This window comes from Pseudomonas sp. CGJS7 (genome assembly GCF_036961695.1).
The window spans coordinates 57977-79557 of record NZ_JBAMDI010000031.1 but is presented as its reverse complement, the minus strand read 5'-3'; the positions used below and the strand labels follow the sequence as shown (position 1 = coordinate 79557).

Sequence of the window (21581 nt, the reverse complement as noted above, 5' to 3'; positions counted from 1 at the left end):
TCCGAAGGACGCCCCATGCCCTTGAAGACGCCCTTCCAATCCAAGGCCACCCTGCCGGCCATCGCCATCGCCATCGTCGGTGTGCTGCTGATCCTCTACGCCTGGCGGCTGTGGCCGTTCTCCAGCGCGCGCCAGACCACCGAGAACGCCTACGTGCGCGGCAGCGTCACCGTGATCGCGCCCAAGGTCGACGGCTACGTCGCCCAGGTGCGGGTGCAGGACTACATGCAGGTCAAGGCCGGCCAGGTGGTGGTCGAGCTGGACGACCGCAACTACCGCCAGCGGGTCGATCAGGCCCGCGCCAATCTGTCCGCGCAGCAGGCCAATCTGTCCAACTCGACCCAGGCCCAGCGCGTGCGCGAAGCGGCGGTGGCCAATGTCGAAGCGCAGCTCAAGGCCGCGCAGGCCAATCTGGCCCGCGCCCAGGCCGACATGCGCCGCGCCAATGCCTTGGTCGGCGACGGCTCGTTGTCGCAGCGCGAGCGCGATCAGACCCTGGCCGCGTTGCGTCAGGCCGAGGCCGGGATGGGCCAGGCGCAGGCGGCGCGGCGTTCGGCCGATGAGGACGTGCGCTCGGTGATCGTCAACCGCGACGCGCTCGGCGCCGCGGTCGCCAACGCCGAAGCGGCGTTGCATCTGGCCCAGATCGATCTGGCCAACACCCGCATCCACGCGCCGCAGGACGGCCAGCTCGGCGAGATCGGCGTGCGCCTGGGCCAGTACGTCACCCCGGGCACCCAGCTGATGCAATTGGTGCCGCAGCGGGTGTGGGTGGTGGCGAACTTCAAGGAATCGCAGACCGCGCGGATCCGCCCCGGCCAGACCGCCTCGTTCCGGGTCGATGCGCTCGACGGCGCGGTGTTGCGCGGCCGGGTCGAACGCCTGTCGCCGGCCACCGGTTCGGAATTCAGCGTGATCAAGACCGACAACGCCACCGGCAATTTCACCAAGGTCGCCCAGCGTTTGTCGGTGCGGATTTCGATCGACCCCGATCAGGACATGGCCGCGCGTCTGCGTCCGGGCATGTCGGTGGAAGCCACGGTCGACACCGCCAGCAAAGTCGATATCGCTGCGGTGCGGCGCGACGAACAAGCGGCCGCGACCGCGGCGGCGCGCGATGCGGCGGTGCCGGTCGCGTCGCCGCCGGCCGATCCGGGCCAAGGGAATCCGCGCCGATGAGCGCATCGTCCGGCTCGATCGCATGTCTTGGCTGGGCGCGCACGGCCGCGGCCCTCGCGGCCGGCCTGCTGGCGGGCTGCGTCAGCATCGCCCCGCCGCCGCAAGTCGCGCCGCCGCCCGCGGCATGGCGCGATGCGACCGTCGCCGGCGTCGCGGTGCAGCGCGACTGGTGGCGCGGCTACAACGATCCGGTGCTGGCCGAGCTGGTCGACACCGCGTTGGCGCACAACACCGACCTGAGCCTGGCCGCCGCGCGCGTGGCCGAGGCGCGCGCGCTGCTGGACGCGCAGGGCGCGGCGCAGTCGCCGACCCTGGACCTGTCGGCCGGCGCCACGCGCTCGCGCAGCGTCAGCGCCGCCACCGGCCGCGCCAACATCGCCGACGTCGCCCAGCCGCAATTCCAGGCCGCGTACGAAATCGATCTGTGGGGCCGCCTGAGCGCGCTCACCGACGCGGCCCGGGCCAACCTGCTGGCCAGCCAGACCGGCGCCGACAGCGTCCGGCTCAGCGTCGCCGCCGCGGTCGCTTCGACCTATCTGGGCCTGCGCGCGACCGACGCGCGGCTGGAGGTCGCGCAACGCACTTTGGTCTCGCGCGAAAGCGCGCTCAAACTGGCCCAGCGCCGTTTCGATACCGGCTACACCTCGCGCCTGGAACTGTCGCAGGCGCAGGCGGAGTACCGCGCCACCGCGCAAGTGGTGCCGCAGCTGCGTCTGGCGATCCGGCGTCAGGAGAACGCGTTGTCGGTGTTGCTCGGCCGCGCGCCGGCGGCGCTGCCGCGCGGCAAGGCGCTGACCGACATCGCCGCGCCCGCGTTGCCCGACACCGGCCTGCCTTCGCAGTTGTTGCGGCGCCGTCCCGACATCGCCCAAGCCGAAGCGCAGATCGCCGCCAGCGACGCCAACCTGGCCGCGGCGCGCGCGCAGTTGCTGCCGTCGTTGCGGTTGACCGGATCGCTGGGCAGCTTCGAATCCAGCCTGCTGCACGGCGACCCGATCCGGGTGTGGAGCGTCGGCGGCAGCGTGCTGGCGCCGTTGTTCAACGGCGGCCGTCTGCGCGCCCAGGCCCGCGCCAGCGCGGCGCGGCGGGATCAGGCGGTGCTGGGGTATCAGAAGACTGTGTTGACCGCGTTCGCCGAAGTCGAGGATGCGTTGGCGGCGATCGGTCAACTGCGCGAGCAGCGCGAGCAAGCGGTGCGTCAGCAGCAGGCGTTGACCGAGGCCTTGCGGATCGCGCACAACCGCTACAACGAAGGGTATGCGGCGTATCTGGATGAGCTGGATGCGCAGCGCAATTTGTTCAATGCCGAATTGACGGTGTTGCAGTTGCAGGGCGATGCGTTGACGGCTGAGGTGAATCTTTACAAGGCGCTGGGCGGCGGTTGGGAGCCCACAGAACGGTAACCGCGAAGCCTCGGCTCATCACCCTCTCCCGCTTGCGGGAGAGGGTGCCAACAAAGCCTCAGCTACGCTGCAACTCCGACAGCGCCTTACCGATGATCTCGAACTCCTTGTTCGGCTCTTCGTCGTCGATCAAAAACCAAGCCGCGGACAAGCCCTGGAACGCAACGATCCACTGCAGAAGGCGCTTGCGCTCGATCCGTCCATGCTCGACCACATCGTCCAACCGCCGCTCGAAATACCCGGGCGTAAGCGCGGTGTCTTCATCCGGATCGGTAAACAGATTGGCGAAATCGAACCCGCGCTCGCCGATCACCCGCTTGGGATCGATCGCGATCCACCCACGCGCAGCACCGGCATCGAGCACGTTCTCATGGTGGATGTCGGCGTGCAGCGGCATCACCTCGCGCGGTTGCGCCAGCAACTCCTGGGCCATCTCCCAACTGCGCGTCAGCAACCCGCCATGGCTGCGCGCATAGGTTTCCAGATCGGCGAACCACTGCCGCAGCGGCACCAGATCGGCCGGCAACGGCGTGTTGCGCGGCGCGTGCAGGCGCTCGATGGTCTCGCACAGGATCCGGGTCGCCAGCGCGTCCTCGCCGTTGCGCGCCATGTGCGCGAGCGAGCGCGCGCCGCAGGCGCGCTCAAGCAGCAGCGCGTCGTCGTCGTAGGCGTACACGCGCGCGGCGCCTTCGCCGTCCCACCAGCGCATCATCGCGCTGCCGTACTTTTCTTCGGCATCGCGCGGGATCTTCAGCATCGCCGGATCGTTGCCGCGCCGGACCGGCAGCAGGTCGCTGCTGTGGGTGTGGATCGGCGCGCCGTCGGCGGTCAGATTCCAAAGCGAGAGGTGGCGATCGAAGGGCGTCATAGGCGATGGCATGAGGGCGATGCCTGCCGATATCGGGGCGGCTCGCGCTCGGGCAAGCCGATCCGCGCCGCGCATCTGTGTCTATGTGTAGCTTGCGCGACGGCGTTCGCGCATCGCGCGCGCGAGGAATCGACAGATCGCGCAAGGTTCGCGCCGCCTCGCCTATGAACCGGCTGAACGCGGGCGACCGCTGCGCGAATCACTCGGCCGCGGTTTGCTCCTGCGCCGCGGCTTCTTCGCGCTCCTTGAGCACCTGCGCGGCTTCGGCGTCGGCGGCGACGCGGTGGCGCAGCGATTTGCAACGCTCCACGCCGGCATCGGTGAGGGTCAGCGGTTCGCCTTCCGCGTCGCTGTGCGCCAGCGCCGCTTCGATCAGACGTTCGCGCAAGGCCGCCGAATGCCGGCCCGGCGGCTGCCCTTGATCGATGCGCTGCAAGACATCCAACAGGGCCAAGTCTTCCAGGCTGATCGGATCCACGGTGCGCGCTCCACGACGGTTGCGCGCACTATGCCATGCGCGGCGGCGGCGCCAAGCGCTGCGCTGCGCGCGGGCTGACGCATTCAGATTTCCGGCCGCGGCCGGCCCGAAAAACAGAACGCCGCCCTGAGGCGGCGTCCGGCGAAGCGGTGATGCGGCGGGCCAGGGCGCGCCGCATCGGCGGTCATCAGGCCGCGGCGTCCTTCAACTTCTTGAGCGGACGGACCTTGACCTTCACCGTGGCCGGCTTGGCAGCGAACCACTGCTCTTCCTTGGTGAACGGGTTGATGCCCTTGCGCTTGGGCTTGGCCGGAACGTTGACGGCGGTGATCTTCAGAATGCCCGGCAGGGTGAACGCGCCAGCGCCCTTCTTGTTGATCGACGCGTGCACGGCGCCTTCCAGCGCGCCGAGGATCGCGCGGACGTCCTTGGCCACCACGCCGGTGGTCTCGGCCAGGTGCGCTACCAGACCCGACTTGCTCAGCACTTCCTTGATCGGCTTCGCAGCGGCCGGCTTAGCGGCGGCCTTCGGCGCGGCCTTCTTCTTTGCAGCGGTTTTTTTCGTAGCCATAGTTTTTTCCGGTAGTACTCGTTGGATGGATGGGTTGCCTGGATAACCCCTCGGCAAGGCGGAATGTAGGGCAAGCTCGACGCGCCGCCAAGAGTTTGGACGCAAAAAAATGCGGGTTTTTGCCGCGCGCATGCCCGTCGGTCGGCGCGGCGCCGGGGAAATCCCTGCTGCGGAAGGGGTTTTCGGCGCGGCGGCGGCCGCGCGGGCGGTGCCGCGAGTACGCAAAAAAACACTGAAAAACAGGGGCGAGCGCGTTTCGTGCGGCGGCGCAGCGCGAGTTTGCGCGCGCCGGCGCGGCGCCGGGTTCGCGGCGGCGACGACCGCCGTCGACGGTTCAGTCGCGGTGCGGCTGTCGGCCGCATGCGACTGCGAGCGACGGCGGTTTAGGCCTGCGATGCGCGGCACACCGCGCCGATTTGCGCCGACGCGCGCCACGTTACGCAGCGGCGCTGCGTCCGCGTCCTCACCCTTCCTCACGCCGCGCACACACGCAACGGCCCGATCCGATGCCGAGTCGGGCGGCAGCGTCCAGCGGTGTCGGCCGGTCGGCGGCGGCGCCGCTCAGCCGCGGTGTTCCAGCGCCAGGTACTCGGCCGATTGCATTTCGATCAGGCGCGAGGCGGTGCGCTCGAACGCGCCGCCGAGCCGGTGGCCGCGGTACAGACCGGTCGGCGCGTCGGCGGCGGTGCAGACCAGATTGACGTGACGGTCGTAGAACTCATCGATCAGATTGATGAAGCGGCGCGCGGCGTCGTCGTGGATGCCGCCGGGAAACAGCGGAATGCCGCCGACCAGCACAGTGTGATATTCGGTGGCGATCTCGATGTAATCGCCGGCCGCGCGCGGGCCCTCGCACAATGCGGCGAAATCGAACCAGGCGTGGCCGTCGGCCAGCGCGCGCGCGGGGATGTCGCGGCCGTCGATGCGCAGCGGCCCGGCGATCGGGGCGCAGCCGGCGGCCAGTTCTTTCCAGCGTCCGGCCAGCCAGTCCTCCGATTCGGCGTCCAGCGGCGCGCGGTACACCGGCGAACGGGTCAGCGCGCGCAGGCGGTAATCCTGCGCACTGTCCAGCAGCAGCACCTCGCAGTTGCGCTGGATCGACTCGATCGCCGGCTTGAAGCGGTCGCGCTGCAGGCCGTCGGCGTACAGATTCGGCGGCGCGGTGTTGGAGGTGGTCACCAGGGTCACGCCCTCGGCGAACAAGCGATCCAGCAGCCGCGCCAGCAGCATCGCATCGCCGATGTCGATGACGAAAAACTCATCCAGCACCAGCACCCGCAACTGTTCGCGCCATTGGCGGGCGATCTTCACCAGCGGATCGCTCTCGCCGGCATGGGCGCGCAATTGCGCGTGGACCTCGCGCATGAACCGGTGGAAATGGGTGCGGCGCTTCTCCGCCACCGGCAGGTGTTCGTAGAACAGATCGATCAGAAAGGTCTTGCCGCGGCCGACGCCGCCCCACAGGTACAGCCCGCGCACGCCCTCGCGCGGCTTGCCGCGCAGGCGGTCGAACAGGCCCTGCGCCGGCGGATCGAGCAGGCCGGCGTGGATGCGGTCGAGTTCGTGCAGGGCCGGACGCTGGGCCGGGTCTTCGCTCCAATCGCCGCGGGCGACGCCGGCCGCGTAGGCCTGTGAGGGCGTCATCGCCGCGGCCGGGTCGGCGTGTTCGGCGCGTGCGCTCACGGCGAGCTCAGCAAACGGCCGCCGGCCGACATCAGCCGCACCGGCACCGCTTCTTGATAGCCGTCGGACCAGGCGTCGATGCTCGCGGGCAGTTTCGCGGTCCAGGCCGGATCGTTGCTGTAGTAACGCAGCTCGGGCTTGTCGCCCGCGCCCTCGGCGCGGATGGCGACCCAGAAGCGGCCGTCGCCGGTCTGCATCAACAGCGCGCGCATGTTGCTGGCCAGGCCGCGCACGTAGCCGCCGGTGACGGTGGCGCCCGCGACTTGCTGATCGGCGCGGGTGTCGATCACGTCCATCCGATCGACCAGCGCGTCGTAGTCCTGGCCGAGCAGTTTGCGCAATTTGGCGTCGTTGGCCGGCGCCAGCACCACGCCCAGATCGAGCAGGTTCCAATGGGTGGTGGCGACCGCCTCGCCCAGTCCGGGCAGATAGCGGCCGCTGAAATGCACGCCTAGCCCGGCGCCGCAGTCGCTGCCGGTGTGCTGTTGTTCGATCTGGATCTGGCGGTGGAAGCGGTGGAAGGTCAGCTCGCACTTGGCGCTGGCATCGCTGCTCTTGTAGAGCATTTCGTTGTCGCCCACCGCGCGCGCGCGGCCCGACAACAGACCGGTGTTGGCGCCGGAACTGGCCTGCAGTTCCATCTCGTACTTGCCCTCGCCCAAGGACTTCAGGCTCAGCGAGGAGGTGCCGTCGCCGCGGGTCCATTCGCCGTTCCAGTCGAACTTGCCGGCGATCGCGGCCGGCGCCAGCTCGGTCAGCCGCTGCACGTAGGCGCGGCGCAGGCACGGCACCTGGCCGTCGCAGCGGTCGCGTTCGCGGATCCAGGACTGTTGGTCTTTCTTCAACTCGCCGCCGTAGCGGCTGGCCTTGAGCGCGGCCCGATACGCCGCGCTCAACTCGCCGTCGCGGGCGGTCAGCACCGGGTCGGCGCAAATGGCTTGCTCGTTCTTGCTCTTGGCCTTGGCGCAATCGATACCGGCCGCGTCGGCGGGGGCCGACCAGACGGCCGCGATCAGGCCGGCGCAGACGTACAGCAGCGCGAAGCTCGGGGCGGGGCGCATCGTGGGGAAATCCTGTCAGGCCGGAGCGGTTTCCGGCGGAAGATGGGGGCGCACGAAATTCTTGATCGCGCCGCGCAGATCGATCAGGCGGCGGTGGAAGAAGTGCGAAGTGTCGGGCATGCGCACCAGTTCGGGCGGCTGGCGCAGGCGTTCGATCCAGGCGTAGACCGCATGGGGATCGACGATTTCGTCGGCCTCGCCCTGCACCACCAGCCACGGATAGCCGCTGGGCGGGGCGATGCGGTCGAAGTCCCAGCGTCCGGCCGGCGGCGCGATCGAGATCAGCAGCTTGGGTTGCAGCTCATCGGCCATGCGCAGCGAGACATAGGCGCCGAAGCTGAAACCGGCCAGCCACAACTGCGCGTCCGGACGCTGCGCGCGGACCCAGGCGGCGACCGCGCGCAGGTCCTCGCATTCGCCTTCGCCCTGATCGAACTCGCCTTCGGAGGCGCCGGTGCCGCGGAAGTTGAAGCGCACCGTGGCCGCGCCGGATTCGCGCAGCGCGCGCGCGGCCATGGTCACGACCTTGTTGTGCATGGTTCCGCCCTCGGTCGGCAGCGGATGGCAGACGATGGCGACGATCGGCCGCGCCGGCGCTTCGGCGGCCTCGACGATCATTTCGATCGCGCCGACCGGGCCGGGCAGCGTCAGCGCGGTGGACGCGTCGCTGGGAAAGGCGGGGGTGCTCATGCCGCGCATGATACGGGGCGGGCCGAGCGGGGTGTTACGGCGGTGTGTTTTCGCGGGCGGGTATGCCGCTGGCGTCGTAGCTCAGCGGTCGCGGTACAGGCAGCCCCTGTGGATTCAGATCCCGGCGTGTGTGCCCGAAGTCCCTGTAGGAGCTGCGCGAGCTGCGGCCGCGAATCGGCAAGGACCGCGCAAGCAAGAGCGCGGCATTACCGCGGCATCAGATCGAACCCCAGCAACACCGGATCGTGATCGGAACTGCGCCACGGGCCCGCGCCGCCGTCGCGGTAACCGGCGCTTTCGGGTTCGTCGGCGTTGATGTGCCATTCGACCGCATCGCGCAGGCGCGCGGCCAATGCCGGCGACAGCAGTGCGTGATCCAGGCGGCCGCGCTCGCCGTTGTAGACGTAGCTGTAGGGCGCATCGACCTTGGCCACCGCGAACGCGTCCTGCCAGCCGGCCGCGTAGAACTCGCGCAGCGGTTGTTCCTGCGCATAGGCGTTGAGATCGCCGACCACCATGGTCAAGTCGCCGCCGCTGCCGGTCGGGTCGGTCTTGAGCCACTTGTCCAGGCGGCGCGCGGAGTCGGTGCGGTCGGCGTTCCAGCACGCCGCGCCGTCGCCCTGGTCCTGGTTCAGGCCGGTCGCGTTGGCGCAGCCCTTGGATTTGAAATGGTTGGCGACCACCACGAACGCCGGCCCGGAACGCTTGCCGGCGCCGGTGGCGACGAAGGCCTGCGCCATCGGCACGCGCGCGAGCGGGCCGAACGGACCTTCCTCCAAGGTCGCGGCGACTCCGCGCGCGGCCACGCGCTGGCCGCGGTAGATCAAACCGACGCGAATCAGGTTGCTGCCCGGGCCCTTGAGGCCGGCCGGACACGGCTGCTTGCACGGCGCGGCATAACGCCAATCCTGCGCGCCGCCGCCGGCCGCGTCGGCGCGGTCGAGCGCGGCGACCAGCTCGGCCAGGGTCGATTCGGGGCCGTAGCCGTCGTTCTCCAGCTCCATCAACGCGGCCACGTCGGGATTGAGCGCATGGACGGTCTCGACCAGCTTGGCCAGTTGCGCCTGGTACTCGGCCTGGGTGCGCGCGCCGCGCGGGGTCGGGAAGCCGCCGCCGCGGCCGTCGCCGTTGAACAGGTTTTCCAGATTGAACGCGGCGATGCGCAGATCGCCGCCGACCCGCGGCGCCGGCGGCCGCGGCGCGGGCTGCCATTGCGCCGCCGCGGTCAGGCGCACGCCGTCGCGGCCGAAGATCGGCACGGCCACGCCTTCCACCGCCCGCACCACGCTGCCGCTGCGCGCGCTGAAGGCTGCGGCGCCCAACAGCGCCGGATCGCCGGCGAGTTCCAGCCGTCGCCGGTGGTTGTCGAGGACGATCGCCTGGGCGCGCTCGCTGCCGGGCGCGGCCCGTTCGGAGGATTGCCACAGCGGGCCGTCGAACGACACCGCCAAGGTGGCGAGTTTTTCGTTGCGCGCGGCCAGGGTCAGCGGCGCGGCGATGCGCACGCGCATGCCTTGCAGTGCGCGCCAGTCGGGCACCGCTTGGATCGTCACCGGCTGGATCGACGCCAGCGACTTGCGCTGCGCGCTCGCGCTCACCGGCAGCGCTTGTTCGGCGTCGATCGCGATGAGCCAGCGGGTGGGTTCCAGATTGTCGGGAACGAGCGCGGCGCGATAGACCCGGCCGCTGACCTGCACCGTCTGGCCGAGGGCGAGGCCGGCGGCGGCGGGGCCGGTGACCCAGATCGCATCGGAGGTGGCCGGATCCCCGTCGCCGGCGTCCTGGATCAGCCAGCCGGGTGCGTTGTCCTTGCCGGGCAGCGCGGCGGTGACGATGCCGGCGACGGTGACGGTTCGCTCGGCGAGCGGGCTGTCCTCGCCGCGGCCTTGCACGGCGCCGATGGCCACGCGGTCGGCGCCCGCGCGCGGGCCTTGCGGCGCGGTGGCGCAGGCGGCCAGCAGCAGGCAGGGCGCGAAGGCGAGGGCGGGGCGGAATCGCGGCATGGCGGGCTCGGGTGGGCGCGGAGATGGTGGGCATTATCCGCAGGCGCGTTGCGCTGCGTCGTGTGCCGGCAAATGGTTTGGAGATCAACTGTCGCCAAGCCCGATCGCCCCAATCCCCCCTTCCATGCCGTTCCCCCCTTTGAAAAAGGGGGGGCTAGGGGGGATTTGCTTTTGCTTTTGCTTGTATCGAAGTATCACCGCGACCTGCCGCCAATCCCCCCTAACCCCCCTTTTTCAAAGGGGGGAACTGTGCGCGGGCTGTGGTGCGAGCCGCGCCCACAAACAAAAACGCCGCCCGAAGGCGGCGTTCTGCGTCAGCGCGATACCGCCACGCTTACTTGATGTTCTCCAGCATCCAATCCACGGTCGCAGCGACCTGATCGTTGGTCAGCGCCGGGTTGCCGCCCTTGGCCGGCATCACGCCGCTGGTGCCGGTGAAGCCTTCCACGGCGTGCTTGTGCAAGGTGTCCTTGCCCTTGGGAATGCGCGCAGCCCAGTGCGAGGCGTCCATGGTCGGAGCGCCGCCGGCGCCGGACTTGTGGCAGCCCGCGCACAGGCTGTCGAAGATCACCTTGCCGTCGAGGGTGCCGCCGTACGCGACCTGCGAGGCGGCCTTGGCCGCCGCCGCGGCGACCGCGGCCTGCTGCGAGGCCGCGCCGGTGGCGCCGGCATAGACCGCGCCGACCGGACCGATCCGGTTCTCGGTGCGCTGGGCCGCGCGCGGGTCGACTTCTTGCGGCAGCTGGTGGTGGACGAAGTAGGCCGCGATCATCAGGCCGAGGGTCACCAGCATCAGAAAGCCGATCACCATCGAGAATTTCTTCAGGAATTCGAGGTCGTAATTGCGCACGATCCACCTATTGCGTGCGTCCCGGCCGGGACGCATAGAGCCATCGACGTGGCCGCCACCGGGGATCGGCGCGACCGCTGCACGGACCCGCCGATAACGGACCCGCGTGAGTCTGCGCCAGGGCAGACGATGCGGGCCGGGAATGCCGGTCGGGTAGTTCCGCCGAACAGTTTAGCTCAAGCGCGCGCCGCGCGGGCTGGGTCGCGGCGGCGTCGCCGCGGCCGCCGCCGCGCCGGCCGATACGGCGCGAAAGCGCGCCACGCCTGGGTTTGCGCCGACTCGGCGACCCCCGACTTCCGACCTATACGCCTTGCGTCGGTCACCGCCCGCCCCTATAAACGTCTCGTTCCATGAGCACGGTCACGGACGATGATCGCAGGCCGAGGACGGGCCCGAGCCCGCGCCGCGCGCCTTTCGCGATCCGGACGCCCCCCGCGCCTTGCCGCCTTTACCCTCAAGGACCGCCCTATGTCCCGCTGGACCACGCAAGAATTGCTGACCCGCCTCGCCGCCTCCTTCGGCGCCGAGAATGTCGAAGAAGTGCCGACCGCCGACGGCGCGATCCAGGTGAGCCTGCCCGACAGCGGCGATCTGGGCATCACCATCGCCCTGACCGACCGCGAGATCTTCGTCTCCACCCCGCTGGTCGAGGCCACCCAGGTCCGCGACGCGGCCGGCTTCAACGAAGCCTGCCTGCGCCTGAATCCGATCAACCCGCTGTCCAATCTGGGCCTGACCACCATCAACGAGCGCGACGTCTACATCGTCTTCGGCGAGATGGCGCCCGATTCCAGCGCCGAGCAGATCGAACTGGAAATCCGCACCCTGGCCGACAACGCGATCGACGCGGTGGAAGCCCTCAAGTCCTATCTGGTGAGCGCATGAGCATCCTGCAGAAAATCCTGACCCTGTTCCGCGGCACCGCCCACGAGGCCGGGCAAGCCGTGGTCGACGCCAACGCGCTGAAGATCCTCGATCAGGAAATCCGCGACGCCGGCACCGAGCTGGTGCGCTCCAAGGAAGAGCTGACCAAGGTCATGGCCCAGCGCCAGCTGCAGGCCAACCGCAGCAAGGACCGTTTCGCCAAGAAGGCCGAATACGAAACCTACATCGCCGGCGCGCTGCGCCAGGGCAACGAGCAACTCGCGCGCGAAGTCGCCGAGCGCCTGGCCACGGTCGAGGCCGACCTGAAAAACGACGAGCAGGCGATCAACAGCTATGACGCCAGCATCTCGCAGCTGAAGACCGCGATCACCGCCACCGAGCGCAAGCTGGCCCGGGTCAAGCAGCAGGTCGACACGGTCAAGGCCACCGAAGCGGTGCAGCGCGCCCAGACCGCGGTCGCCGCGCGCCATTCCGGCGCCACCGGCAAGGTCACCACCGCGCTGGATTCGCTGGAGCGCATCCAGCAGCGTCAGGCCGAGCGCGGCGCGCGTCTGACCGCGGCGGCGCAGCTGGAAGCCGAAAGCGGCGACGGCGACCTCAACGCCAAGCTGGCCAACGCCGGCCTGCTGCCGGAATCGACCAGCGTCGACAACATCCTGGAGCGCTTCCGCGAGAAGCCGGTGCAGCAGCTCTCGCACGAGCCGCTGTCGCTGCCGGCGGTGGAAGTGAAGGAAACCGACAAGGTCGAGCGCAAGGACTGAGTCGGGCCACGGGCGCGGGCGGTGAATTCGCCGCTCGCCGCCTTTGCGTTCGCTGGTGTTCGTCGTGCCCGCGTTTTCGCCGATCGTTCCGGCGCTTCGTCAGCCATTCCCGTGCCGGTGCCCGTCATCCCCGCGCAGGCGGGGATCCAGGGCTTCATCGCGGCATGGCTCTGAAGTCTCTGGATCCCCGCCTGCGCGGAGATGACGGGCAAAAGCGATTCAGCGACGAATCAAGGCGGCGCGGCGCTCGATGACTTCCCCAGACCACGCGACCAAAGCTCCGACACCCCCGCGGTAAGCGGGCGCTGCAAGCCGCGCACACGGACGTAACCCAGGCCCCGCGCTGACATGATCGTAATCGGCAAACTCTTCCGCAGCCTGCGCGGCCACCTGCGCCGGATCAGCTGGGGCGTGGTCGCCGCCGCGCTGGCGGCGCACATGGCCGCGACCTGGCTGCTGCTGGCCTGGGCCGGCGAAGCCAAGCTGCTGGGCTGGGATTCGTTCGTCTACTACTACGTCACCACCGCCAGCACCATCGGCTACGGCGATCTTTCGCCCGGCAGCGCGGCCGGGCGCTGGGTCGCGGCCTTGTTCGTGATGCCCGGCGCGATCGCGCTGTTCGCCTCGATCCTGGCCAAGACCAGCGCGAGTCTGATCAATTTCTGGAAGCGGCATCAGGTGGGCAAGATGAGCTACGAAGACATGCAGGGCCACACCGTGCTGATCGGCTGGCACGGCCGCGAATCGCAGCGGCTGGTGCAGCTGCTGCTGGCCGACACCCACACCGACGACGAAGGCATCGTCCTGGTCGCCGAAGGCCTGGCGGAAAATCCGCTGCCCGAACAGATCCGCTTCGTCGCGCTCGGCTCTTACGCCGATTGCGAGGAATACCCGCGCGCCGGTCTGGAGCGCGCCGCGCGGGTGATCGTCCACGCCGACAACGACGACCGCACCCTGGCGGCGGTGTTCGCGGTGATGGCGCACCGGCCGCGCGCGCACATCGTCGCCCACTTCGAAACCGCCGCGGTCGCGCAACTGGTGCGCAGCCATTACCCGCACGTGGAGTGCACCCGGCCGCTGCACGTGGACGTGATCGCGCGCGCCGCCCAGGACGCCGGCAGTTCGCTGGTGGCCGGCGAATGGCTCGGTGCCGGCGGCCCGACCCAATTCAGCTTGCAGATCCCGGCCGCCGCCGCGACCGTGCAGGCCGGCAAACTGGCCGCCGCGTTCCGCGCCCAGCAGGCCTTGTGGATCGGTTACCGCGACGGCCATAGCGCCGCGCCGGTACTCAATCCGCCCGATCATGTCGAGATCGCGCCGGGCACTTTGTTGTATTACCTTGCCGACGCGCGCATCGACAGCGCGCGGGTGCCGTGGGCTTCGCTCGCGGCGCAGTGATCCGGGCCGCGGCGCCTGTCTTGAGGCTTGAGCGATGAGTTGGTTGAAGGGATTGTTCGGCGGCGACAACAACAAACAGCCCGAGAAACCGGCGCTGCCGTTCGCGCACGAGCTGCCGTTGGGATTGCGCATCAACGGCCGGGTCGCCTTCGACACGATGATGTTCCGCGCCCATCCGCAGGCCTGGACGATGCGCCTGCCCGAAGGCCATCAGGGCATTCCCTGCTACGGCTACATCGACCTGCGCGGCGGCCACGCGCTGCACCGCTTTTATCTGGACGAAGACGCCTACCTGCAGGTCAGCACCTCCAGCGGCCAGGTCGAAGGGATCAAGGCGTTCGTGTTCCAGGAAACGGTGAACCCGGCCAATCAGGCCGAATTCAAGCGTTTCATCCAGGAGCATCCGCATCTGGGCGCCGACAGCATCCAGTACGCCGGGCGCACCTGGTACCGCGAGTTCGGCGATCAGAGCGCCTCGGCCAAGGTGCCGCCGGTGATCTACGACGAAGTGCTGTACCGCCACGAGCCGCCGCGCCGCGACGACGATCTGACCCATTACGCCATGCTGTACCGGCGCGAAGTGCCGGAGCTGGACCGCGAAGAATTCCTACTGGTCACCGCTGAGGACTACGGCCCCAGCGAATTCGTGGTCACCTACGCGATCGGCCTGGATCTGAACACCGCCGACCTCGACATCACCTGAGCGCGCCCGCGCGCTCTCACCGCATCGCCACGCAAGGATTTCCCATGGACGCACCGATCAACGCCCACAGCTTCCTCAACTTCCTCGCTTACGCCGGCACCGGCATCGGCGTGCTGATCCTGGCCGCGCTGGCGGTGCTGATGATCACCCCGCACCGCGAACTGAGCCTGATCCGCGAAGGCAACAGCGCCGCGGCGGTCGCCTTCTCCGGCACCTTGATCGGCCTGGCCCTGCCGCTGCATTCGGCGATCTCCAACTCGGTCAGCCTGATCGACGCGGCGATCTGGGGCGCGGTGTCGGTGGCGGTGCAGCTGTTCGCGTTCCTGCTCGCGCGCCTGGGCGCGCCCAAGCTGTCGCAGCAGATCACCAACAACCAAGTGGCCGCCGGCATCTTCTCGGCCGGCGTGTCGATCAGCGTCGGCTTGATCAACGCCGCCGCGATGACTCCGTGAGCGATGCCATGACCACGACCTTCACCCACGACGCCGACAAGGATGCCGCTCGCGGCAAGCGTTCGCGCAATCTCAAGCTGGTGCTGATGGCGGTGGCCATGCCGGCCGCGCTGGTCGGCTGCGACGACGATCCCAGCGGCAAGATCCTGACCTCGCGCGAAGAATGCTCGGTGCAGACCGAAATCTCGCGCGAGGAATGCGAGAAGGCCTACAGCCAGGCGCTGATCGAGCACGAAAAGATCGCGCCGCGGTTCCAGAGCGAGCAGCAGTGCAACGAGCAGTTCGGCGCCTGCCAACCGCTGCCGGCGCAGTACGCCAACGGCCAGCAGGGCAGCTTCATCCCGCCGATGACCGGCTTCCTGGTCGGCTACGCGCTGTCGCAGGCGATGAGCGGCGGCCGCAGCTACTACCACATCGGCGGGGTGTCGCCGCTGTACCGCGACTACCGCAGCGGCGGCTATCTGCGTCCGGACGGCAAGCAGGTCGGCACCTCCAGCGGCACCGTGTACGGCAAGTCGGCCGGCGACACCGCGTTGCCGGCGCGGGCGATGACCGTCTCGCGCGCCGGCTTCGGTTCCAGCGCGGCCGCGCGCGGCGGTTTCGGCGGCCGCAGCAGCAGCTCCGGTTCCAGCCGCGGCTGGGGCGGCTGATCGCCGCCGTTCCGCCCGCCTCATTCACGGCCGCGCCCGCCGCGGCCGACTTCATCGGACTCGCATGAAACGCATCGTCGCGAACGAACGCCCCGACTGGCGCGAACAGGCCCAGTCGCTGGGCTTCCATTTCCACACCATCGACGGCGAGCCGTACTGGGACGAACGCGCCTACTACGCCTTCGACCTGCGCCAGATCGAGGACGACATCGAGCAGCCCACGCAGGAGCTGCACGACATGTCGATGGCGCTGGTGGACGAAGTGGTCGGCTCGGAGGCCTTGCTTTCGCGGTTGGCGATTCCCGATACGCATTGGGACTGGATCGCCGACTCCTGGCGCCGCGGCGAGCCGCATCTGTACGGGCGCATGGACCTGGCCTACGACGGCAACGGCCCGGCCAAGCTGTACGAACTCAATTACGACACCCCGACTTCGTTGTACGAAGCGGCGTACTTCCAGTGGTTGTGGCTGGAGCAGAACATCCAGCGCGGGGTGCTGGCGCAGGGCGCGGATCAGTACAACCGCATTCAAGAGCTGCTGATCGAAACCTTCGCCACCCTGGCCCGCGACAAGCGCATCGCCACGCCGGTGCATTTCGCTGCGGTCGAGGATTCGGTCGAGGACCGCGGCACCGTGCGCTACCTGCGCGACTGCGCCGAACAGGCCGGTGTGGACACGCTGGAGCTGAGCATCGAAGGCATCGGCCTGAGCGCGGAAGGCTGGTTCACCGACGGCGACGACCGGGTGATCCGGACCTTGTTCAAGCTGTATCCGCTGGAATGGATGTTCGTGGAGGAATACGGCGCCAAGCTCGCCGCCTCGCAGGTGCAGCTGATCGAGCCGGCGTGGAAGGCGATCCTCAGCAACAAGGGCGTGCTGCCGTTGTTGTGGGAACGCCACCGCGGCCATCCGAATCTGCTCGAAGCGCATTTCGACGAGGCCGAGCCGGCCGAACTCGGGCCGGGTTGGGTGCGCAAGCCGCTGTTCTCGCGCGAGGGCGCCAATATCGAACTGGTCGACCTCAACGGCCAGCGCTTGAGCAGCGACGGGCCGTACTCGGGGCCGAGCATCCGTCAGGCGTTGCATCCGTTGCCGCGTTTCGACGGTAGCGACGGCGTGGCCAACTATCCGTTGATCGGCAGTTGGGTGGTGGCCGATCAGGCTGCGGGCATGGGGATTCGCGAGGATGCTGGGTTGATCACTCAGGACACTTCGCGGTTTGTGCCGCATGCGATCGTGTAGAGCAAATCCCCCGCGTCGATACGACGCGGGCTGATGATCGACGCAAGGTGCGTGCCCCCTTTTGCAAAGGGGGCAATCATCCACCCGCGTTCCCCCCAAAACCGCAGAACCGTTCCCCCCTTTGAAAAAGGGGGGCTAGGGGGGATTTGCTCTTACGCCCCAAATCAATCCAACGCCTGATACACCACCGTAGAAAACACCGAATGCACATCGGTGCGATTAGGCAACTGCTGCAACATCAACACCAACACCAGCCCCGCCTCCGGATCGACCCGATACGTGGTCCCGTACGCCCCGGCCCACCCATACGCGCCTTCCCCATCCAGCCCATTGGCGCCGAACCGCTCGGTCACCTCGAAGCCATAACCGAAGCCCATCCCCGGTTCCGGATACAGACTGCCGGACAGACTGCTGTGCATCAGCCGCGCGCTGCGCGGCGACAGAATCCGCACGCCGTCGAGCGCGCCGCCACGACGGATGGCTTCGAGAAACCGCGAGTAGTCGCGCGCGGTGGAAAGCAGCCCCGCGCCGCCGGCGAAGTTGCGCCGCGGGCCTTCGATGTAATGACCCTGCCCGCGGCTGCCCTCGGGCGCGCGCCGGATACGGCCGGCTTCATCGTTCTCGTACACCGCCGCCAACCGTTCGCGCTGCGCCGGCGGCAGGAAAAACCCGGTGTCCTTCATCCCCAGCGGGCCGGTGATGCGTTCGCGGATGAACGCGTCCAGGCTCATGCCCGAGGCGCGTTCGACCACGCAGCCCAGGATGTCGGTGTTGTAGCCGTACACCCAGCGCTCGCCGGGTTGGGCCACGAACGGCAGCGTCGCCAGCCGCTCCATGGTCGTGCAGGTCGACTCGTCCTTGTCGGCGGTGTACCAGCCGAAACCTGCGGCCTTGCCCAGGCCCTTGGCCTCATACGCCGCCGACTCCCGGCCGTAGGAAATGCCGGCGGTGTGGGTCAGCAGATCGTGCAGGGTGATCGGGCGCTTGGCCGCGACCGCGGCGCCGTCGGCGGACGCGACCGTGGTCTTGGCGAAGGCCGGAATGGTCCGGCTGACCGGATCGGTGACGGTGAGCTTGCCTTCTTCGGCGAGGATCAGGATCGCCGCGCTGGTGATCGCCTTGGTCTGCGAGGCGATCCGGAACACGGTGTCCACGCTCATGCGCCGGCCGGCTTCCTTATCGCTCCAGCCCAGCGCGCGTTGGTACACCGGCTGGCCGTCCTTGAGCACCAGCGCGACCATTCCGGCGAGGGCGCCGTCGTCGACGTAGCGTTGCAGGACTGTGTCCAGGCGTGCCAGGCGTTGCGGAGAAAGTTCGCCGGCTGGCGCGCTACGCGGCGCGGCTTCGCGGGCCAGCGCCAGCGGCGTGGACAGCGTTGCGGCCAGGATCAGGGCGAAGCTCAGCGTCTTCATGCGCATGCGGGATCATCCTTAAAGGGCGGGGCCAGTGGACACTGCACACCGCGCTGGGAAGTTTCAGTGTCGGGGCGATGGTATCGGAACGATTCGTACCGGTCCGGCAGAGCGAATCCCCCGCGCCGACACCACGCGGATCACCGACCGACGCAAGGCGCGCGCCCCCTTTTGCAAAGGGGGCAATCATTGGCCTGCGCCTCCCCCCAAAATTCCCGCAGAACCATTCCCCCCTTTGCAAAAGGGGGGTTAGGGGGTTAGGGGGGATTTGCTTTTGCCCCCACCGCACTCCAACACCCAACCACCTAAAACACCTCGACGCGATCAGACAACCGCCATCGCGATCCCGCACTACGCCATTAAATACGCACTACATGTGCCACGAAAAACATATAGGCATCGATCATCTGCATCACTAGCACACATGCATCCGTTGCCTAAGAAACCGCATAAAGCGCGCTTCACGACGGCATCATTAAATGCGCATATGACAAATACGAAAACTGCAAACAACCGTCGCAGTTTCATCCGCACACTCCCGCTTGCGCATCGCCGTCGAGCCGTTTTTCTTGAACCAAGATGTCGTCGAGGGCGCATTACGCCGTCGCGGTTCGCCGGCCGTACCGGCGCTTGCACGACTTGATCAGGGGACGTACCTAATGAATCCGCATTCCAATCCGCCCAAGCGCATCGCCCTGGCTTTGGCCATCGCCGCTCTGTCCGCATCGGTCGCGCACGCCGCGCCGCCGGCGGCGCGCGCGCTGGCGATGGAGCAGGCGCAAAGCTTGATCGCCGGCCAGCGCAGCCTGCTCAAGGCCGACAGTCAGGATGTGTTCCAAGCGCGCGATGCCGTCGTCGACGCCGATGGCGTCCAACATGTCCGTTTCGACCGTCTTTGGCGCGGCATGCCGGTGATCGGCGGCGACACCGTCGCCACCAGCGCGCGCGGCAAGCTGCGCGCGGCGTCGCTGACCCTGCGCAGCGCGCTGCGGCCGACCGGCGCGGCGCGCCTGAGCAAGGACGATGCAGCGATCGAAGCCGGCACGCGCTTCAGCGGCCGCGTCGACAAGGTCTATTCGAACCAAACGGTAGTCTACGCGCGCGGCGCCAAGCCGGTGCTGGCGTATGAGGTCGTGCTGGCCGGTGCCGATACCCAGTTGCACTCGGGTCTGGTCAAGTACTACATCGATGCGAGCAGCGGCAAGACGCTCGCAGTCGAAGACCTGATCCAGACCGCGGCCGCGGTCGGCACCGGCAAGTCGCTGTACTACGGCAGCCTGAGCCTGGCCACCGACAGCAAGAGCGCGACCAAGTTCGACCTGATCGACACCACCCGCGGCGGCGGTTCGGTGCTCGACGCCAACGGCGCGCTGGTGACCGGCCTGGATGCGCTGTTCCTGTCCGGAACCCAATTCACCGATACCGACAACGTGTGGGGCGACCACACCGTCAACGATCGCGCCACCGTCGCCGCCGACATCCATTACGGCGTGGGCGTGACGTGGGATTACTACAAGAACGTGCACGGCCGGCTGGGCCTGTCCAACAACAACAAGGGCATCCGCAGTTTCGCGCACGTCAATTTCAAGACCAAGAGCGGCCAGACCACGGGCGCCAACGCGGCCTATGTCGCCTTGACCAACGCGATGTACTACGGCGACGGCGATGCCACGCGCAACTTTGGACCGGTGGTTGCGATCGATGTGGCCGGACACGAGATGACCCATGGCGTGACCAGCGCCACCGCCAGGCTGGCCTACTCGGGCGACGCCGGCGGCCTCAACGAATCGGCTTCGGATATCTTCGGCACCCTGGTCGAGTTCTACGCCAACAACGCCGCCGATCCGGGCGACTACGAGATCGGCGAAAAGTCGCGCCTGGACGGCAAGGCTTTCCGGCTGATGTACAACCAGGCTGCGGACGGCAAGTCGTTCAACTGCTATCCGGCCGGCGGTTTCGATCCGAACCTGGCGGCCGGCGGCATCCACGATCCGCACTACACCTCCGGCGTCGGCAACCGCTTTTTCTACTTGCTGGCCGAAGGCTCGGTGGCTCCGGCCGGATCGGGCCTGACCGCGAGCCAGTTGGTCTGCAACGGCGATACCGCGATCGCCGGCATCGGCCGCGATAAGGCGGGCAAGATCTTCTATCGCGCGCTGACCACCAAGTTCACCAGCAACACCAGCTACCCGCAGGCGCGCACCTTGACCTTGCAGGCGGCGGCGGAACTGTACGGCGCGGGCTCGGCCGAGCACACGGCGGTGGCCCGGGCCTGGAGCGCGGCCAACGTCAACTGAGTCCGATCGATCGGGTGGCTGCATCGCGAACGGCCCGCCGCGTGCGGGCCGTTCGGCGTTGCGCTCGCGCCCCAGGGCCGCGGCGATGTCGGCGATAGCGCCCGTTGGCGTCGGCGCGATATGGGGTGAAGTCTTCGCCGTCGCCCGCGCCAGCGGCCGGGTCCCGTCCGCCGACTGTCGTACCTGCGTCGTCGGCGCTGTGCGATCCTGATCGCCTGCCCCTTGTCTTCGCGCCCATGACCGCCGACGTACCGGCCTCTGCCCCTCCCGCACCGCTTCCGGCAGGCCCGGAGTTTCTGCGCGAAGCCCGCGACATCGAGATCGAGGCCTTCGGTCGCCGTTTCGTCGGCCATGCCTGCCGTTTCGACCTGCACGCCTATCACGATGAGTTGTTCGCCCGGCATGCGATCGCCTTCGTACCCCAGCTCCAACGCGCGGTGGCCAAGCGCCGCGGCGAATACCTCGCAGGCCGAATCTGCGCGCGGCGCGCGCTGGGCCGTCTGGGCATCGCCGCCGGCACCATCGCGATCGGTCCGGACCGCGAACCGCTGTGGCCGCCCGGCGCGATCGCCTCGATCTCCCACGCCGGCGACCGCGCGCTGTGCATCGCCAGCAGCGATGCCGAGGTGATCGGCCTGGGCGTGGACATCGAACGCGGGATCGGCCCGGAGTTGGCCGAGCAGATCCGCGGCGTGGTCGTCGATGCCGACGAAGAAGCGCTGATCCGCGCCGGCTTCGAGGACTTCCCGTTCGGCCTGGCGGCGGCGTTTTCGGCCAAGGAAAGTCTGTACAAGGCCTTGTTCCCGCAAGTGCGGCGGTTCTTCGGCTTCGAGGCCATGCGCCTGATCCGGGTCGAGCCGCGCGGCCTGGTGTTCGCCGCCGCGCAGACCCTGGCGCCGGGCGTGCGCGCCGGGCAGCGCTTCGCGGTCGACTGCCACGGCGAGGACGGCGGCGTGCGCAGCATCGCCTGCATCCTGCGTTCGGCGGACTGAGC

21 protein-coding genes are annotated in these 21581 nt (G+C 68.6%); 12 read left to right on the top strand and 9 right to left on the bottom strand.

What is annotated here, in order from left to right:
• The first annotated feature begins 15 nt into the window (after positions 1–15).
• Positions 16–1179: an HlyD family secretion protein gene (locus V7787_RS19800; RefSeq protein WP_336089229.1), complete on the top strand. Its 1164-nt coding sequence runs from the start codon at positions 16–18 to the stop codon at positions 1177–1179.
• Positions 1176–2582: an efflux transporter outer membrane subunit gene (locus V7787_RS19795; RefSeq protein ID WP_336089228.1), complete on the top strand. Its 1407-nt coding sequence runs from the start codon at positions 1176–1178 to the stop codon at positions 2580–2582. Before V7787_RS19800 ends, V7787_RS19795 begins: the two co-directional genes overlap by 4 nt.
• A 58-nt stretch (positions 2583–2640) precedes the next feature.
• On the opposite strand, the gene V7787_RS19790 is transcribed toward V7787_RS19795, so the two are convergent.
• From V7787_RS19790 to V7787_RS19755, 8 genes are all read right to left on the bottom strand, one after another.
• The gene (locus V7787_RS19790) at positions 2641–3462 is read right to left on the bottom strand and encodes an aminoglycoside phosphotransferase family protein (protein WP_336089227.1); all 822 of its coding nucleotides are present in this window, start codon (positions 3460–3462) and stop codon (positions 2641–2643) included.
• A gap of 187 nt (positions 3463–3649) precedes the next feature.
• Entirely contained in the window at positions 3650–3928 is a 279-nt protein-coding gene (locus V7787_RS19785; protein ID WP_336089226.1) for a hypothetical protein, read from the bottom strand.
• 187 nt (positions 3929–4115) lie between these two features.
• Positions 4116–4499, bottom strand: a complete 384-nt coding sequence (locus tag V7787_RS19780) for an HU family DNA-binding protein (protein WP_336089225.1) — start codon at positions 4497–4499, stop codon at positions 4116–4118.
• 561 nt (positions 4500–5060) lie between these two features.
• Positions 5061–6182, bottom strand: coding sequence for a cell division protein ZapE (zapE, locus tag V7787_RS19775; RefSeq protein ID WP_336089224.1), 1122 nt, complete (start codon positions 6180–6182; stop codon positions 5061–5063).
• Positions 6179–7243 (bottom strand): lysozyme inhibitor LprI family protein, encoded by a 1065-nt coding sequence (locus V7787_RS19770; RefSeq protein ID WP_336089223.1) that lies wholly within the window; start codon positions 7241–7243, stop codon positions 6179–6181. The genes zapE and V7787_RS19770 overlap by 4 nt, the downstream gene beginning before the upstream one ends.
• A gap of 15 nt (positions 7244–7258) precedes the next feature.
• Positions 7259–7933, bottom strand: coding sequence for an alpha/beta hydrolase (locus tag V7787_RS19765; RefSeq protein ID WP_336089222.1), 675 nt, complete (start codon positions 7931–7933; stop codon positions 7259–7261).
• 206 nt (positions 7934–8139) lie between these two features.
• Positions 8140–9936, bottom strand: coding sequence for an ExeM/NucH family extracellular endonuclease (locus V7787_RS19760; protein WP_336089221.1), 1797 nt, complete (start codon positions 9934–9936; stop codon positions 8140–8142).
• 334 nt (positions 9937–10270) lie between these two features.
• Entirely contained in the window at positions 10271–10786 is a 516-nt protein-coding gene (locus tag V7787_RS19755) for a c-type cytochrome (protein ID WP_336089220.1), read from the bottom strand.
• Positions 10787–11254: 468 nt separating this feature from the next.
• Between V7787_RS19755 and V7787_RS19750 the strand changes: the two genes are divergently transcribed.
• From V7787_RS19750 to V7787_RS19715, 8 genes are all read left to right on the top strand, one after another.
• A complete protein-coding gene (locus tag V7787_RS19750) occupies positions 11255–11671 on the top strand; it encodes a YjfI family protein (RefSeq protein WP_336089219.1) in 417 nt (138 codons plus the stop codon).
• A complete protein-coding gene (locus tag V7787_RS19745) occupies positions 11668–12432 on the top strand; it encodes a PspA/IM30 family protein (protein WP_336089218.1) in 765 nt (254 codons plus the stop codon). The genes V7787_RS19750 and V7787_RS19745 overlap by 4 nt, the downstream gene beginning before the upstream one ends.
• Positions 12433–12453: 21 nt before the next feature.
• Entirely contained in the window at positions 12454–12606 is a 153-nt protein-coding gene (locus V7787_RS19740; RefSeq protein ID WP_336089217.1) for a hypothetical protein, read from the top strand.
• A 174-nt stretch (positions 12607–12780) separates the two neighbouring features.
• Complete coding sequence (locus V7787_RS19735) at positions 12781–13830, top strand: ion channel (protein WP_336089216.1); 1050 nt, start codon at positions 12781–12783, stop codon at positions 13828–13830.
• 34 nt (positions 13831–13864) lie between these two features.
• On the top strand, positions 13865–14533 hold the full coding sequence (locus V7787_RS19730) for a DUF2491 family protein (protein ID WP_336089215.1): 669 nt from the start codon (positions 13865–13867) through the stop codon (positions 14531–14533).
• A gap of 44 nt (positions 14534–14577) precedes the next feature.
• Positions 14578–14985 carry a DUF350 domain-containing protein gene (locus tag V7787_RS19725; protein WP_336089214.1) on the top strand — a complete coding sequence of 136 codons (408 nt, stop codon included), beginning with the start codon at positions 14578–14580 and terminating at the stop codon, positions 14983–14985.
• Positions 14986–14993: 8 nt separating this feature from the next.
• On the top strand, positions 14994–15635 hold the full coding sequence (locus V7787_RS19720; RefSeq protein WP_336089213.1) for a DUF1190 domain-containing protein: 642 nt from the start codon (positions 14994–14996) through the stop codon (positions 15633–15635).
• 64 nt (positions 15636–15699) lie between these two features.
• Positions 15700–16878 (top strand): glutathionylspermidine synthase family protein, encoded by a 1179-nt coding sequence (locus tag V7787_RS19715; RefSeq protein ID WP_336089212.1) that lies wholly within the window; start codon positions 15700–15702, stop codon positions 16876–16878.
• A gap of 164 nt (positions 16879–17042) precedes the next feature.
• On the opposite strand, the gene V7787_RS19710 is transcribed toward V7787_RS19715, so the two are convergent.
• Positions 17043–18296 carry a serine hydrolase domain-containing protein gene (locus tag V7787_RS19710; RefSeq protein WP_336089211.1) on the bottom strand — a complete coding sequence of 418 codons (1254 nt, stop codon included), beginning with the start codon at positions 18294–18296 and terminating at the stop codon, positions 17043–17045.
• A 653-nt stretch (positions 18297–18949) separates the two neighbouring features.
• On the opposite strand from V7787_RS19710, the gene V7787_RS19705 reads away from it, so the two are divergent.
• On the top strand, positions 18950–20587 hold the full coding sequence (locus V7787_RS19705; RefSeq protein ID WP_336089210.1) for a M4 family metallopeptidase: 1638 nt from the start codon (positions 18950–18952) through the stop codon (positions 20585–20587).
• A 236-nt stretch (positions 20588–20823) separates the two neighbouring features.
• Entirely contained in the window at positions 20824–21579 is a 756-nt protein-coding gene (locus V7787_RS19700; RefSeq protein WP_336089209.1) for a 4'-phosphopantetheinyl transferase family protein, read from the top strand.
• Positions 21580–21581: the final 2 nt, after the last annotated feature.